Below are 14688 nucleotides of genomic sequence, written 5' to 3' on the forward strand. Positions count from 1 at the left end.
AGGGGCGGACAGCCCGGCACATTTCAACCAATTCATAAAAACAAATCGGTATCAACAAACTTGGCACACTATTGAGTTCTCAAACAACAGACACATTCGAATATTCTCGAAACAATTCAACAAATTGAATTCATATTTCGTATTTCTTCGCTGCGATGTTTCAATCTTATTTCATTCATTCTCGCTTTTGCAAATCCGGTTGTTTTCCCGGAATTCACTCTGTCGGAATAAATCCGCCCAGACAAAAGCGAAGCATTTCTTCAACCCACGCTCTGCGTGACCAAGAATTGCTTCTTATTAGTTGGGGGTTTGTCACCACTCAGCGGCGGCGACTCAGAAAACAATACACGCCCCTCCGCGGCCGTGCAAATCGGCTGCGGAGGGGCGTGCATGTGGCAAAGAGGGGGTGGCGTCTGCCTTGGTTACGGAACCAGGACTTCGACAGTGGCCAGGTTCTTCTTGCCCCGGCGGAGCAGCAGGTACTGCCCGTGCAGGAGCTCGTCCTCGGAAATTACGGCTTCAGGATCCAGCACCTTTTCGTTGTTCACGTAGGCGCCCCCTTCCCCCACAGTGCGCCGGGCAGCAGACTTGCTTTCCGAAAGCCCGGAGGCAACAAGGAGATCGATGATTCCGAGTGCGTCCACCTGGACCGTGGCGGACGGAAGCTCGGACGTCGCCGCCTGGAGCGTGGACTTGTCCAGTGCAGCCAGGTCACCGTTCCCAAAAAGGGCGGCCGAGGCGGCGATGACTTTTTCGGTGGCTTCCACCCCGTGAACGAGGGACGTCACTTCGAAGGCGAGCTTCCGCTGTCCCTCACGGGCAAAGGGGCGCTCGGCAACAGCCGTGGCGATGTCCTCAATCTCCGCGCGGCTGAGGAAGGTGAAGACCTTCAACCGGTCCACCACATCCGCATCGGCAGTGTTGAGCCAGAACTGATAGAAGGCGTAGGGGCTGCACATCCCGGCGTCGAGCCAGATGGCGTTGCCCTCACTCTTGCCGAACTTGGTGCCGTCGGAGTTGGTGATGAGCGGAGTGCCCAGCGCGTGGACGCTCTTGCCCTCCACCTTGCGGATCAGTTCCGTTCCGCTGGTGAGGTTGCCCCACTGGTCCGAACCGCCGGTCTGCAGCACGCAGCCGTAGTCCCGGTAGAGCTGCAAGTAATCCATGCCCTGCAGGATCTGGTAGCTGAACTCCGTGTAGCTGATGCCTTCATCGGAGTTCAGGCGCGAAGCGACGGCGTCCTTGCGCAGCATGGTGCCCACCCGGAAGTGCTTGCCCACCTCACGGAGGAAGTCGATGGCGCTCAGCGGCGCGGTCCAGTCCAGGTTGTTCACCATCCGGGCAGCGTTGTCCCCGTCGAAGCTGAGGAACCGCTGCACCTGGCCCTGAAGGTACCCCACCCACTCAGCCACCGTTTCCTTGGTGTTGAGCGTACGTTCCGCCGTGGGACGGGGATCGCCGATCATGCCGGTGGAGCCGCCCACGAGTCCCAGCGGTTTGTGCCCGGCCAGCTGCAGCCGCCGCATCACGAGCAGCTGGACCAGGTTGCCCAGGTGGAGGCTTGGCGCGGTGGGATCGAAACCGCAATAGTATGTGACCGGTCCACCGGCGAGGAGCTTTTCCAGCTCTGCTTCGTCGGTGGAGACGTGGACCAGGCCACGCCATTTCAGCTCCTGCCAGATGTTGGCAAAAGTGGGGTCGTTCTGCTGCGATTCGACGCTGTTGATTTCTGACACGCTTTCTAAGTTAGCAGTACCGGATCAGCGGACGATGCCGGCGGGTACCGGTTCTCCGGCTATCAGCCGCAGCCGCTGGGTGGCACGGGTCATGGCCACGTAGAGGTCGCCCACCTTGCCGTGCTCGTGATTGAGCATCCTGGCAGGCTCCAGGACCACCACGCCGTCGAACTCCAGGCCCTTCGCGTCCCGCGGACTGATGACCACGATGTCCTGTTCATAGCTGCCGGCGCCCGTGCCGATGCGCCGCCCATAGGCCGCGCGCAGGGCTGCGGTGGCTTCCGGCAAAAGGTCACCTTCGGCAATGACAGCCAGCAGGCCGCCGTCGAGCGCTGCAAGTTCCTCCGGCAGGACCTCCACGAGCCGGTCGACCAGGGTGCCCGGCTCCACTTCGTCAATGATGGGCGACCAGCGCCCTTCCCGGACTGCCTTCGGCGCAGACACCACCAGGCCGGCGGCGTTGGCCATCCGCACCGCGGCCTCGGCGATCTGGGACGGGGTGCGGTAGTTGACCGTCAGCTCCTCCAGCTGCCACCGGTCGCCGAACATCGGGGCAAGGGCACCCTGCCAGGAATTGGCACCGGCCACAGAGCTGGTCTGGGCAATGTCCCCCACAATGGTGAAGGACTTCAGTGGGCAGCGCCGGACCAGGAGCCGCCACTGCATGGGCGAAAGCTCCTGGGCCTCGTCCACCACGATGTGCCCGAAAGCCCAGGTGCGGTCGCTGGTGGCACGCTCCGCAGCCGTCAGCCTGGCCTCGCGTTCCTGGTTCTGCTCCACCAGGTCTTCGGCCGTCATCAGGGCGTCCACCCCGGCAGTTTCCATGTTGACGAGCGTCTGCTTGGCGTTCGCCAGGTCGCGGGCACGGTCGTGCTCCTGCTGTGCCAGCCCCCGTCCCGCCGCAGGATCCAGCTCGCCGAGCAGTTCGGCGGCCTCGTCCAGCAGGGGCACGTCGGATTCGGTCCACGGCGCATCCACGGGACGCAGCAGCAGTGCCCGTTCCGCCGACGAAAGCTTGGGAGTGCAGAACTCCAGGATCGCCGGCTTGCTGAACAGCTCGGAGATCAACTTCTCCGGCGTCATGGGCATCCAGCACAGGTTCAAGGCGATCCGCACGTCGCGCGCCGTCCGGACGTCCTCGGCCAGGTAGGAGCGGTCGGCGTTGTTGCCGATGTTGCCTGCCTCGACGAGGTCGGTCAGCTGTTCGGTCAGCTCCCGGAGCAGGATTTTGACGAAGGTCACCCGTGCCTCGTTGTGCGGCTTCCCGGTGGACCGGGCGCGTTCGCGGGCGCGGCGGACCTGCCGGGGGGTCAGCACCAGCTTCCGTCCGTCCACCTGCAGGATCATGTTCTCGCCGGGAATCCGCTGCCTGTTGGACACGGCATTGGCCACGATGTCCACCATGTCCAGGCGACCCTTGATGGCTGCGACGGCGGCGTCCGGTTCCGGGACGGCCTGGATGCCGGGCATCAGGCGGCCGAGGCTGGCCATGACCACGCCGGTCTCACCCAGCGATGGCAGCACGCGTTCGATGTACTTCATGAACGACGACGACGGGCCCACCAGCAGCACGCCTGCGCTCTTGAGCCGGTCGCGGTGGGTGTAGAGCAGGTAGGCGGCGCGGTGCAGCGCCACGGCCGTCTTGCCCGTGCCGGGCCCGCCCTGGACCACCAGGGCACCGGAGATGGAGGAACGGATGATGCGGTCCTGCTCCGACTGGATGGTGCTGACGATGTCCGACATCCGGCCGGTCCGCTTGGAGTTCAGCGCCGCGAGCAGTGCACCCTCGCCCTGCAGCGATTCGTTGTCCGCCAGCATCCCGGCGTCCAGGACGTCGTCCTCGATGGCCTTGACCTCGCGGCCCTGCAGGATCAGGTGCCGGCGGCGGCGCACTCCCTGCCGGTCGAAGGCGGTGGCCTGGTAGAAGTGCCCGGCTTCGGGCGCGCGCCAGTCCACCATAAGCCGCTGAAGGTCCTCGGTGGTGAGGCCGATGCGGCCGATGTACTGCGCTTCGCCCGAGTCCAGGTCCAGGCGTCCGAAGACCAGCCGGTCATCCACCGCATCCAGCTGTGCCAGGCGGTCCTCATACAGGGCGGCGAACGCGTCACGTTCAGAAACGTTCTGCATGGTGCCTACGGCCCCGGCCCGGCGGACCTGCGCCAACTGCCGGCGCTTTTCCTCGCGGAGCTCTTCCAGCCGGGCATACAGGCCGGCTACATACTCCCGTTCGTGGGCCAAATCGGCGTCAAGCATTTAACGTTCCCCTATCGCAAAAGACAGACCGTCCATTCTACAACCATTTCCGTTAACGCTGGTGAAACTTGGCTGCGGCGGCCGCCCGGGGCCCGTTTTTCGGTTTCCTGGGCTGGGCGGCCTTGTATTTGGAGACCGTGGGGTCCCCGGTGATCCAGAAGCGCCACGAGTACTCATCAGAGCCGCCTGCTCCTGCCACACCCACCCGGGGGCCGGAACTGACGTGCACGGCCGGCCCGGACGGAAGCACCAGCCCGAACGGTGGTGCCAGGGCATCCCGCCCGCTGTCCGCCGTCGTTAAGCCCAAGGCTTTGGCGAGCCGCGCGGGACCGCTGGCGAGGTCCGCCGCGTTCTTTGACGTGGGCCGGCGCCGTTGCGCCAGCTCTACCCCGTCGACGATCTCCCCGGCACGCAGGAGCAGGGCCGAGGCTACCCCGTCCGGCCCGCACACGATGTTGGTGCAGTGGTGCATCCCGTAGGTGAAGTAGACGTACAGATGCCCGGCGGGGCCGAACATCGGCGCGTTGCGGGGCGTGGGGCCGCGGTACGTGTGCGATCCAGGATCAGGGTGCAGGGAATCCTCCGGCCCCAGATAGGCTTCCACCTCGGTCAGCCGGACGGAGACGGGTCCCTCGCGCGAATCGTGCGTGAGCACAGCACCGAGCAGCTTCGGGGCCAGCTCGCGGGCGTCGCCCGCGAGCTTTTCCCGCAGCGGCGGACCGGCCGGTAAGGGATTTTCGCTCATGGCCAGACCTTACCCATATCCGCGCAATCCAGCCGCAATGCACTGCCGGGCGGGCCACGGCCGTGTCCGATTTCCGCTAGTAGGGGCGTCCGGCGGCTGGCAGGATGGAGTAATGGACTTCTGGCAGCGCTACCGGGCAATCGATGCCCGGGACACCCGTTTCGACGGGCAGTTCTACACTGCCGTGCGGACCACGGGCATTTATTGCCGTCCCTCGTGCCCGGCCCGGACGCCCAAGGCCGCCAACGTCACCTTCTACGAGACGTCCGCTGCAGCGCACGACGCCGGCTACAGGGCATGCAAGCGGTGCCTTCCGGAGGCGGTTCCCGGGACCCCCGCCTGGAACCTTCGCCAGGACGTCGCCGGCCGCGCCATGCGCCTGATCAACGACGGCGTGATCAACCGGGACGGCGTGGAAGGCCTCGCTGCCCGGCTGGGCTATTCCTCCCGCCAGCTCAACCGGATCCTCGTGCAGGAACTGGGTGCCGGGCCGCTGTCCCTTGCCCGGGCCGGACGGGCCCAGACAGCCCGCACCCTGCTGGTTTCCACGTCCATGAAGCTCGCCGACATCGCATTCGCTGCCGGCTTCAGCAGCGTCCGGCAGTTCAACGAAACCATGCTGGACGTTTTCGACATGACCCCTACGGCCTTGCGCCTGACCGGGCGGACCACAAAATCCGCGATGGGGTCCACCGCGCTGACCCTCAGCCTCCCCTACCGCAAGCCGTTCGATCCCGGCATTTTCACGTTCCTGGCGGTGCGTGCCATCCCGGGAATCGAGGCAGGGACGGCTGCGTCCTACGCCCGGACCCTGCGGCTGCCGCACGGCGACGCCCGCTTCCGGGTGGAGTACGACGCCGGCGCCCTGGAGCGGCCCCTGACCCTCACCATCGGCGCGGTGGACCTTCGCGACCTGCCGGCGCTGCTGAGCCGCGTCCGCAGGTTGTTCGACCTTGACGCCGATCCCGAAGCCATCGACGGCGCCCTCGCGGAGGACAGCCGGCTCGCCAACGCAGTGGCGGAAGCGCCGGGCATCCGGATGCCCGGCGCGCTGGATCCGCAGGAACTGCTGGTGCGGGCGATGGTGGGGCAACAGATCACCGTGGCTGCCGCCCGCACCGCCTTGACCCAGCTGTCCGCAGCGGGCCGCCCCAGCACCGTCCCCGGCGACGGACTGGACCGGCTGTTCCCCACGCCGTCGGAAATTGCGGAGGCGGGACACCTGCTGCGCGGCCCCCGGCGGAGGACGGAATCACTCCTCAACGCCGCCGCCGCCATGGCAGAAGGCAGGATCGACCCGGGCTACGGCAACGACCTTCCCGGCCTCACCGCCATGCTGCTTCCGCTGCCCGGTGTGGGACCGTGGACAGTGGGCTATGTGGCAATGCGGGTGATTGGCGCCCCCGACATTTTCCTTGCCAACGACGCCGCCGTCCGGAACGGGATCCGGGCCCTGTCCACCGGCAACACCGGACTGAGCCCGGACTTCCAGGAACTCAGCCCCTGGCGCTCCTACGCCACCATGCACCTGTGGCGGGCTGCCGCCGCACCCAAAAGCCTTGTTCTGAATAACGTTTCCCTGAAAGTGATGCCATGAAAGCCCAGCTGCTCGAGATGCCCACGCCGGACGGCCCCTTCACCATCCTGGCCCGGGACGGCGTGGTTCTGGCCTCCGGCTGGACTGCCGATGTCACCGAACTGACGGGGCAGATCCACCCGGCCCTGCTGCCGTCATCCATGGAGGCGGTTTCGGGGCTGGGTGCAGTTTCGCTTGCGGTGGAGGCCTTCTACGACGGCGATCCGGGCCCCGCCATGGACGTGCCGGTCCTGCAGCAATCGGGGCCGTTCCGGGCCCACGCCTGGGATGTCCTCCGGCAGGTCAAACCAGGTTTTCCGGTGACGTATAGGGAGTACGCCGCCTTGGCGGGCAATCCCAAAGCTGTCCGGGCCGCCGCCAGCGCCTGCGCCTTCAACGCCGCTGCACTGTTTGTTCCCTGCCACCGCGTCATTCGGACTGACGGCTCGCTTGGCGGGTTCCGCTGGGGCCTGCGGGTGAAGGAAAGCCTTCTGGCCCGCGAAGCGGTTTGAGCTATTTGGGGGCGGGTGTGCCTGCCGGCCAGGGCAGCAGCCCGGGCAGGTCGGTGCCGTCGGCCGCGGCAGAAGCCCGCAGGCTGCCCAGGGATGGCTCGCGGCCGGCCAGCCACGCGGCAATGTCCGTGAGCATGCCGCTGATCACGATGGAGCGGTTGCCGCTCCCGATGCTGACGGGCGGCAGGCCCAACGGCTGCAGCACCAGCTTGTCCTCCGGCGGTACCCGGGCCGCGAGGAAGTCGAACAGGTGGTCGCAGAACTGCCGGCTCCACGTTTCCGGTCCCCTGCCGGTGTCCAGGTCCGAGGCATGGATGACGAGTTCGCGCCAGAGCGCCAGGCCGCCGTCGAGCACCACTCCCCCGCGGTAGGTGATGGGGGCCCACCACCCGATGCGGTGGGCCGAGGAATCCTTGACGTCCGGCAGCGCGTCAAAGGCCTTGAGCGCCCGTTCCAGGGCGCCGGCCAGGTCCGCGAGGTGGGTGGCGGCGTCATGTCCGGCAGCCATCTCGATGGCCCTGTTCCGGCCCTCCATGCCGCCGTCGTACAGCTCGATGGTTTCGCCGCGGGCTGCATACTCGAGTTGCCGGGCCATGGCATTCGAGATCCCGGTGAGGTGGGCCAGGACATGCCCCCGTGTCCAATTAGGAAGGGCGGAGGGAGCCCGCACGTCCTCGTCAGTGAACTTTGCAGCATCAGCGGCCACGGTGTCGGCGGCCTTGTGGAGCCATGCGAGCAGGTCATCGGGTACGGGAGCTGTCATGGCGCCCATCCTAGCCCGGACGGTTGCCGTCGGGACCGAGGCGGTGCCGCACGTGCTCGCCGTCGTTGCTGGCCTGCCAGAACTCGTACTCCGTGGGCTGGACCGCGTAGAGCTGCCAGTGCGGGTTGGTACTGCCGTCGGCTCGTGGCCGCTCTGCCCAGTCAACGGCGGACGCCTCCGCCGACAGTTCCACGACGGGACCCGCCACCCGGACCTGCCGGCCCTGGGAGGGCCAGTAGAAGTTCATGGCCGCCCGCGGTGCCTCCGCAAGCTCCCGGCCCTTCCGGGACGTGCGGGACGTGGCGAAGTGCCAGCCGTCGTCGTCAATGTTTTTCAGGATCAGCATCCGGGAGGACGGTTGTTGCCCATCCACCGTGGCGAGGCTGAATGCGTGCGGCTGCTGCTCCCCCGCGGCCAATGCCCCGTCCAGCCACTGCTTGAACAGCTCCACGGGATCTGCCGGCGCGTTCTCCGGGTCAAAGCCTGGAAGTGACTCCGGAAAGTCGGGAAGCGTGCGGAGGAACTTTCGGAACGTTTCGCTCATGTGCTCAGCTTAAACGCCGCGAGATGGCACTTCACGGCAGTGTTTATGAAAAACATTGCCGCGAAGTGCCATCTCGCGGGGTGGTTAGCCTGCGTACTCCCGGACGCCCGCGAGCTCCGCTTCGAGGGCAACCAGCTGGCGCTCGACGGCGGCCGGTGCGGTGCCGCCCTGGGAGTTGCGGCTGTTGAGCGACCCCTCCGTGGACAGGACCGTCCGGACCTCAGGCGTCAGGTGCTCCGAGATGGCAGCGTATTCCTCATCGGTCAGGTCCCACAGTTCCACGCCGCGGCTTTCAGCCTGCTTGACGGCAGCTCCGGACAGCTCGTGCGCCTCGCGGAACGGAACGCCCTGCCGGACGAGCCATTCGGCAATGTCAGTGGCCAGCGCGAAGCCCTGGGGTGCCAGGGACTCCATCCGCTCAGTATTGAACTTCAGCGTCGCGATCATGCCCGAGACGGCCGGGAGCAGCAGCTCCAGGGTGTCGGCGGCATCGAAAACCGGCTCCTTGTCCTCCTGCAGGTCGCGGTTGTACGCCAGCGGCAGGCCCTTGAGCGTGGCCAGCAGCCCGGTCAGGTTGCCGATCAGGCGCCCTGCCTTGCCGCGCGCCAGTTCGGCTACGTCAGGGTTCTTCTTCTGCGGCATGATCGAGGACCCCGTGGAGTACGAATCATGCAGCGTGACGAAGGAGAACTCCTTCGTGGCCCAGAAGATCACTTCCTCGGAGATCCTGGACAGGTCCACGCCGATCATGGAGCACACCCAGGCGAACTCCGCGAAGACGTCGCGCGATGCGGTGCCGTCGATCGAGTTGTGGGCTGCCGAGTAGAAGCCAAGGTCCGCCGCCACGGCTTCGGGATCCAGGCCCAGCGAGGACCCTGCCAGCGCGCCCGAACCGTACGGGGACACACCGGCCCGCTTGTCCCAGTCCTGGAGCCGCTGCACATCGCGCAGCAGTGCCCAGGCGTGGGCCAGCAGGTGGTGGCTGAGCAGGACCGGCTGGGCGTGCTGCAGGTGGGTGCGGCCCGGCATGGCCACGCCGTGGTGGGCCTTGGCCTGGTCCACGAGGGCGTCCACCGTTGCGAGCACACCGCGGGCGATGATCCGGGCATGGTCGCGCAGGAACATCCGGCCCAGGGTGGCCACCTGGTCGTTGCGGGACCGGCCGGCGCGGAGCTTGCCGCCCAGCTGGACCCCGGCCCGCTCGATGAGGCCGCGCTCCAGGGAACCGTGGACGTCCTCGTCAGACTCCGCCGGCAGGTAGGCGCCCGAAGCAACGTCCTCGTCCAGCTGCGTCAAGGCCGAGAGCATGCCCTCAAGCTCGCCGTCGTCCAGCAGCCCTGCCTTGTGCAGCACGCGGGCATGCGCCTTGGAACCGGCGATGTCGTAGCGCGCCAGCCGCCAGTCGAAGTGCGTGGACTTGCTCAACGCGGCCAGGGCATCCGCGGGGCCGCCGGCGAACCGGCCGCCCCACAGTGCGCCTTCATTTGTTGCGCTGGTCACTGACCTGCGACCCGGATGTCGCGGCCGGAGGCTACCTTGGCGGACATGCCCCACAGCTCGATGAAGCCCTTGGCCATGGACTGGTCGAAGGTGTCACCGGTGTCGTAGGTGGCCAGCGAGAAGTCGTACAGGGAGGTGTCGGAGCGGCGGCCGTTGACGATCGCCTGGCCACCGTGCAGGGTCATGCGGATGTCGCCGGAGACGTACTTCTGGGTGTCCTCGATGAAAGCGTCCAGGGAGCGCTTCAGCGGGGAGAACCACTGTCCGTCGTACACCAGCTCTGCCCAGCGCTGGCCAACCGTGGCCTTGAAGCGGGCCTGCTCGCGCTCGATGGTGATGTCCTCGAGGTGCTTGTGCGCAGTGATCAGTGCCATGGCGCCGGGGGCTTCGTAGATTTCGCGGGACTTGATGCCCACCAGGCGGTCCTCGACGACGTCGATGCGGCCCACGCCCTGGGCGCCGGCACGGCGGTTGAGTTCCTTGATGGCCTGCAGCGGGGTGACCCGGACGCCGTCGATCGCTACCGGCACGCCGGCTTCGAAGGAGATGGTGACCTCATCCGGTGCCGGCGGGAACTCCGGGGTGGCGGTGTAGTCGTAGATGTCCTTGGTGGGCGCGTTCCAGATGTCCTCGAGGTAGCCGGTTTCGACGGCGCGGCCCCAGACGTTCTGGTCGATCGAGTACGGGTTCTTCTTGGTGGTCTCGATGGGCAGGCCCTTTTCCTCTGCGAAGGCGATGGCCTTGTCGCGGGTCAGGGCGAGGTCGCGGACCGGGGCGATGCACTTCAGGTCCGGACCGAGGGTCTGGATGCCGACCTCGAAGCGGACCTGGTCGTTGCCCTTGCCGGTGCAGCCGTGGGCAACGGTGGTGGCGCCGAACTCGCGGGCGGCCTTGACCAGGTGCTTCACGATCACGGGGCGGGAGATGGCGGAGACCAGTGGGTAGTGGCCCTGGTAGAGGGCGTTGGCCTTCAGGGTGGGGACGCAGTATTCGTTGGCGAACTCGTCCGAGGCGTCGGCCACGTAGGCTTCGACGGCGCCGCAGCCCAGGGCGCGCTGGCGGATGGTCTCGAGGGACTCGCCGCCCTGTCCGACGTCCACCGCCACGGCGATGACCTCAGCGCCGGTGGCTTCACCGATCCAGCCGATGGCTACGGACGTGTCCAGGCCGCCGGAATAGGCCAGCACAATGCGTTCAGTCACTTTAAATGCTCCTTGTTGGGGGTTTGTTGGTTGTTGCCTTCAAGCTTATTGCCCGGCTTCCTCTGCCAGTTGCAGGAAGCGGGCGGCGAGGTCGGGACCTCCGAGCGGGTCACGGGAGACCAGCAGGACCGTATCGTCCCCGGCAATGGTGCCCAGGATGGACGGCATCACCGAATGGTCGATGGCCAGGGCCAGGAAGTTGGCTGCACCGGGCGGGGTCCGGAGCACCACGATGTTGGCCGAAGCTTCGGCCGTCACCAGCAGTTCACTGCACAGCCGGGCGAGCCTCGCGTCCAGGATTTCCTGGCTGACGCCGCTCTTCGCGGCCCGCTCGCCCCCTTCGCCGGGGACTGCATACACCAGGACGCCCTCTTTCCCGCGGACGCGGACCGCTCCCAGTTCCACCAGGTCCCGCGACAGCGTTGCCTGGGTGACCTGCACGCCGTCGTCCGCCAACAAGGCGGCCAGCTCGGCCTGGGAACGCACCGATTCACCCGTCAGGATGGCGGTGATGCGCGCCTGGCGGGCGGTTTTGGTGGCCGGGCTGGAGCCCGGCACCGAGGGGCCGGTGGACACTAGAACGTGCTCTCCCCGGTGCCTTCAACGGGTGCAAGACCGTCGACGAATGCCAGGCCGGAGCGGTGCATCAGCCAGGCCATCAGCGCTTTCTGGGCGTGCAGGCGGTTTTCCGCCTCGTCCCACACGATGGACTGGGGACCGTCAATGACGCCTGCCGAAATCTCGTAGCCGCGGTAGGCGGGCAGGCAGTGAAGCACGACGGCGTCTTCCGCAGCCTGTGCCATGGCCGCCTCGTCCACGGAGTACTCCCGGAACAGCTGCAGCCGGGCTTCCTTTTCCGTTTCCTGGCCCATGGACACCCAGGTGTCCGTGGCCACCACGTCGGCGCCCTTGAGCGCTTCTGCTGCATCCGTGGTGATCAGGACCGAGCCGCCCGTCTGGGCGGCGCGCTCCTCGGCAGCGGCCACGATGTCCGCGGCGGGCAGGTACCCTTCGGGCCCGGCGATACGGACGTGCATTCCAGCCGTCACCCCGGCCAGCAGGTAGGAGTTGGCCATGTTGTTGGCGGCATCACCCAGGTAGCTCATGGTGAGGCCCTTGAGTTCGCCCTTGTGCTCCTTGACGGCCAGCAGGTCGGCCAGGAGCTGGCACGGGTGGTAGTCGTCGCACAACGCGTTGATGACGGGGACCTTCGAGTTTTCCGCCATGGCCACCAGGCCCGAGTGTGCACCGGTACGCCACACGATGGTGGAGACCATCCGTTCCAGGACCTTGGCGGTGTCCTCCACGGATTCCTTGTGGCCGATCTGCGCCTCGCCGGGGTTAATGATCAGGGCGTTGCCGCCCATGTCCGCGATCCCCGTGGCGAAGGAGACGCGGGTCCGGGTGGAGGTCTTGTCGAAGATCACGGCGACGGTCTTGCGGCCGTTGCCCTCCGCCGCGAAGGGCTGGACGCTGTAGGGCGCAGCCTTCATGCGCGCGGCAAGCTCCAGGACCTCAGCCTGTTCGGCCGGGCTGAGGTCGGTGTCCTTGAGGAAGTGCCGGGTGGTGTTCTTCGCAGGGGCTGCGCTGGTGGAAACGGCAGAAGTCACTGGGCGTCCTTAGCTTTCTGGAGGATTGCCGGCAAGGCGGCGAGGAAGGAGTCGGCCTGTGCCGTGGTGAGGACCAGCGGCGGTGCCAGGCGGATGGTGCGCGGTCCCGGGCTGTTGACGATGAAGCCGGCATCCAGCCCGGCCTGCACCACGGCCGGCGCCACGTCGGCGTCAAGGTCGAAGCCAATCAGCAGGCCTTCGCCGCGGACTTCGGTGACGCCCGGGACGGCCGCCAGCGCGGAGCGGAGGTGCTCCCCCACCAGGCGCACGTTGTCCAGCACATGCTGGTTTTCGATGGCGTGCAGCGTGGCGAGGGCCGCCGCGGTTGCCACGGGGTTCCCGCCAAAGGTGGTGCCGTGCTGGCCCGCGGACAGCAACGACGACGTCTGCTCGCCCATCGTCACCAGGGCACCGATGGGGAAACCGCCGCCCAGGCCCTTGGCCAGAGTGACTGCATCGGGCATGATCCCGGCGTCCTCGCTGGCAAGCCACTTGCCGGTCCGGCCGATGCCGGTCTGCACCTCGTCCAGGATCAGCAACGCTCCTACCCTGGCGGTCAGCTCGCGGGCTGCCCGGAGATATCCGGGCGGCAGGGGGCGCACGCCCGCCTCGCCCTGGATCGGCTCCAGGAAGACTGCTGCCACGGTTTCGTCTACAGCATCCTTCAGCGCCTCGACGTCGCCGAACGGAATGTGGACCACGCCGCCGGGCAGCGGCTCGAACGGCGTCCGGTACGCTTCCTTGGCGGTGAGGGCCAGCGCTCCCATGGTCCGGCCGTGGAAGGCCCCCTCAAGGGCAATGATTTTAGTCCGCTTCGCCTCGCTGCCACCCCTGTTGCGGCGGGCAAGCTTAAAGGCGGCTTCATTGGCTTCGGTTCCGGAGTTGGTGAAGAACACCTTGGACCCGGCAGGAGCGTTGGTGAGGGCCAGGAGCTTTTCGGCCAGCGCGATCTGGGTGGGGCTGGTGAAGAAGTTGGAGACGTGCCCCAGCGTGGCCAGTTGGCTGGCGATAACCGAGGTGACGAACGGGTGGGCGTGGCCTAAGGCGTTGACGGCGATGCCGCCCAGCAAGTCCAGGTATTCCTTGCCGTCCGCGTCCCAGACCAGGCAGCCGGCACCGCGGACCAGGACGCGCTGCGGGGTGCCGAAGACGCCCATCAGGGAGGTGGAGTAGCGGGCCAGCCACTCCGAACCGGCGTGGCCGCTGGTTTCCACCAGGTCGGTCAACGGGGTTTCGGCCAGCTCAGCCACCGGGGCCTTCTGATTCTGGTTCATGCGTTGGTCTCCTCGTCCGGAACCACCTGGGTACCGATTCCGGCGGTCGTGAAAGTCTCAAGAAGCATGGAGTGTGGCAGGCGGCCGTCCACGATGTGCGCCCGTTCCACTCCCTCGTCAATGGCCTTGAGGCACGCTGCCATTTTGGGAATCATGCCTGATTCGAGTTTCGGCAGCATCCCCCGCAGCTCGGTGGCCGTGATGGAGGAGATCAGCGAGGACTTGTCCGGCCAGTTGGCATAGAGTCCCTCGACGTCGGTCAGGATCACCAGCTTGGACGCACCCAGCGCGGAGGCCACCGCAGCGGCGGCGGTATCGGCGTTGACGTTCAGCACCTGGCCGGTGGGCTGGAACCTGGCGGCACCGGGGACGCCGTCGCCGCCGTCGACAATTTCCGGGGCGACGGTGGAGATCACGGGGATGCGCCCGGCGTCGAGGATGTCTTTGATCCCGGCGGGGTCGACGCCGACCACCTCGCCGACCAGTCCAAGGTCCACTTCTTCGCCATCCACCACTGTCCCGGTGCGGACGGCGCGCAGCAGGCCGCCGTCCTCCCCGGACATGCCGACGGCGTAGGGCCCGTGGGAGTTGATAAGCCCCACCAGTTCCCGTCCCACCTGTCCGGTGAGCACCATGCGGACCACGTCCATGGCTTCAGGGGTGGTGACGCGGAGCCCGCCCTTGAATTCGGATTCGATGCCAAGCCGGCCCAGCATGGAGTTGATCTGCGGCCCGCCGCCGTGAACCACCACGGGGTGGATCCCCACGTGGTGGAGGAACACGATGTCCTCGGCGAAGGCGCGGCGCAGGTCATCGTTGACCATGGCGTTGCCGCCGTACTTGATCACCATGGTGGTGCCGGCAAAGCGCTGGATCCAGGGCAGTGCCTCGATCAACGTTCCGGCCTTTGCCTGGGCGTCGGACATGCTGGTGGTCTCGCGCGTCTGGGTGTTCATGCTGTCGCTTCCGCAGA

General features: G+C 66.9%; 13 protein-coding genes. 2 read left to right on the forward strand and 11 right to left on the reverse strand.

Going from position 1 to position 14688, the window contains the following annotated elements:
• Nucleotides 1–422: 422 nt before the first annotated feature.
• From tyrS to ACZ9BC_RS16175, 3 genes are read right to left on the reverse strand one after another with little or no spacing between them, the layout of a single operon-like run.
• Nucleotides 423–1736 (reverse strand): tyrosine--tRNA ligase, encoded by a 1314-nt coding sequence (gene tyrS / locus ACZ9BC_RS16165; RefSeq protein WP_476246823.1) that lies wholly within the window; start codon nt 1734–1736, stop codon nt 423–425.
• 24 nt (nt 1737–1760) lie between these two features.
• On the reverse strand, nt 1761–3989 hold the full coding sequence (locus tag ACZ9BC_RS16170) for a HelD family protein (protein ID WP_476246824.1): 2229 nt from the start codon (nt 3987–3989) through the stop codon (nt 1761–1763).
• A gap of 52 nt (nt 3990–4041) precedes the next feature.
• Nucleotides 4042–4734 (reverse strand): DNA-3-methyladenine glycosylase, encoded by a 693-nt coding sequence (locus ACZ9BC_RS16175; protein WP_476246825.1) that lies wholly within the window; start codon nt 4732–4734, stop codon nt 4042–4044.
• 112 nt (nt 4735–4846) lie between these two features.
• Between ACZ9BC_RS16175 and ACZ9BC_RS16180 the strand changes: the two genes are divergently transcribed.
• Together ACZ9BC_RS16180 and ACZ9BC_RS16185 are read left to right on the forward strand one after the other, a co-directional pair.
• Complete coding sequence (locus ACZ9BC_RS16180; RefSeq protein WP_476246826.1) at nt 4847–6331, forward strand: AlkA N-terminal domain-containing protein; 1485 nt, start codon at nt 4847–4849, stop codon at nt 6329–6331.
• A complete protein-coding gene (locus tag ACZ9BC_RS16185) occupies nt 6328–6822 on the forward strand; it encodes a methylated-DNA--[protein]-cysteine S-methyltransferase (RefSeq protein WP_476246827.1) in 495 nt (164 codons plus the stop codon). Before ACZ9BC_RS16180 ends, ACZ9BC_RS16185 begins: the two co-directional genes overlap by 4 nt.
• A 1-nt stretch (nt 6823) precedes the next feature.
• On the opposite strand, the gene ACZ9BC_RS16190 is transcribed toward ACZ9BC_RS16185, so the two are convergent.
• The 8 genes from ACZ9BC_RS16190 to argB form a co-directional block, all read right to left on the reverse strand.
• Nucleotides 6824–7585: a maleylpyruvate isomerase family mycothiol-dependent enzyme gene (locus tag ACZ9BC_RS16190; protein WP_476246828.1), complete on the reverse strand. Its 762-nt coding sequence runs from the start codon at nt 7583–7585 to the stop codon at nt 6824–6826.
• A gap of 10 nt (nt 7586–7595) precedes the next feature.
• Entirely contained in the window at nt 7596–8129 is a 534-nt protein-coding gene (locus tag ACZ9BC_RS16195; protein WP_476246829.1) for a pyridoxine/pyridoxamine 5'-phosphate oxidase, read from the reverse strand.
• An 84-nt stretch (nt 8130–8213) separates the two neighbouring features.
• Nucleotides 8214–9629, reverse strand: coding sequence for an argininosuccinate lyase (gene argH / locus ACZ9BC_RS16200; RefSeq protein WP_476246830.1), 1416 nt, complete (start codon nt 9627–9629; stop codon nt 8214–8216).
• Entirely contained in the window at nt 9626–10831 is a 1206-nt protein-coding gene (locus ACZ9BC_RS16205) for an argininosuccinate synthase (protein ID WP_079595447.1), read from the reverse strand. Before ACZ9BC_RS16205 ends, argH begins: the two co-directional genes overlap by 4 nt.
• Before the next feature lie 45 nt (nt 10832–10876).
• Nucleotides 10877–11407, reverse strand: a complete 531-nt coding sequence (locus ACZ9BC_RS16210) for an arginine repressor (RefSeq protein WP_476246831.1) — start codon at nt 11405–11407, stop codon at nt 10877–10879.
• Nucleotides 11407–12441: an ornithine carbamoyltransferase gene (argF, locus tag ACZ9BC_RS16215; protein WP_476246832.1), complete on the reverse strand. Its 1035-nt coding sequence runs from the start codon at nt 12439–12441 to the stop codon at nt 11407–11409. The genes ACZ9BC_RS16210 and argF overlap by 1 nt, the downstream gene beginning before the upstream one ends.
• Entirely contained in the window at nt 12438–13715 is a 1278-nt protein-coding gene (locus ACZ9BC_RS16220; protein ID WP_476246833.1) for an acetylornithine transaminase, read from the reverse strand. Before ACZ9BC_RS16220 ends, argF begins: the two co-directional genes overlap by 4 nt.
• Complete coding sequence (gene argB, locus ACZ9BC_RS16225; protein WP_079595451.1) at nt 13712–14671, reverse strand: acetylglutamate kinase; 960 nt, start codon at nt 14669–14671, stop codon at nt 13712–13714. Before argB ends, ACZ9BC_RS16220 begins: the two co-directional genes overlap by 4 nt.
• Between the last annotated feature and the right edge of the window lie 17 nt (nt 14672–14688).

Source organism: Pseudarthrobacter sp. TE3704 (assembly GCF_056279405.1).

Excerpts from the sequence above, each read along its gene's own strand:
- ACZ9BC_RS16170 (WP_476246824.1), bottom strand. The coding sequence starts at position 3,989 with ATGCTTGACGCCGATTTGGCCCACGAACGGGAGTATGTAGCCGGCCTG.
- ACZ9BC_RS16175 (WP_476246825.1), bottom strand. The coding sequence starts at position 4,734 with ATGAGCGAAAATCCCTTACCGGCCGGTCCGCCGCTGCGGGAAAAGCTC.
- ACZ9BC_RS16180 (WP_476246826.1), top strand. The coding sequence starts at position 4,847 with ATGGACTTCTGGCAGCGCTACCGGGCAATCGATGCCCGGGACACCCGT.
- ACZ9BC_RS16185 (WP_476246827.1), top strand. The coding sequence starts at position 6,328 with ATGAAAGCCCAGCTGCTCGAGATGCCCACGCCGGACGGCCCCTTCACC.
- ACZ9BC_RS16190 (WP_476246828.1), bottom strand. The coding sequence starts at position 7,585 with ATGACAGCTCCCGTACCCGATGACCTGCTCGCATGGCTCCACAAGGCC.
- ACZ9BC_RS16195 (WP_476246829.1), bottom strand. The coding sequence starts at position 8,129 with ATGAGCGAAACGTTCCGAAAGTTCCTCCGCACGCTTCCCGACTTTCCG.
- ACZ9BC_RS16220 (WP_476246833.1), bottom strand. The coding sequence starts at position 13,715 with ATGAACCAGAATCAGAAGGCCCCGGTGGCTGAGCTGGCCGAAACCCCG.
- argB (WP_079595451.1), bottom strand. The coding sequence starts at position 14,671 with ATGAACACCCAGACGCGCGAGACCACCAGCATGTCCGACGCCCAGGCA.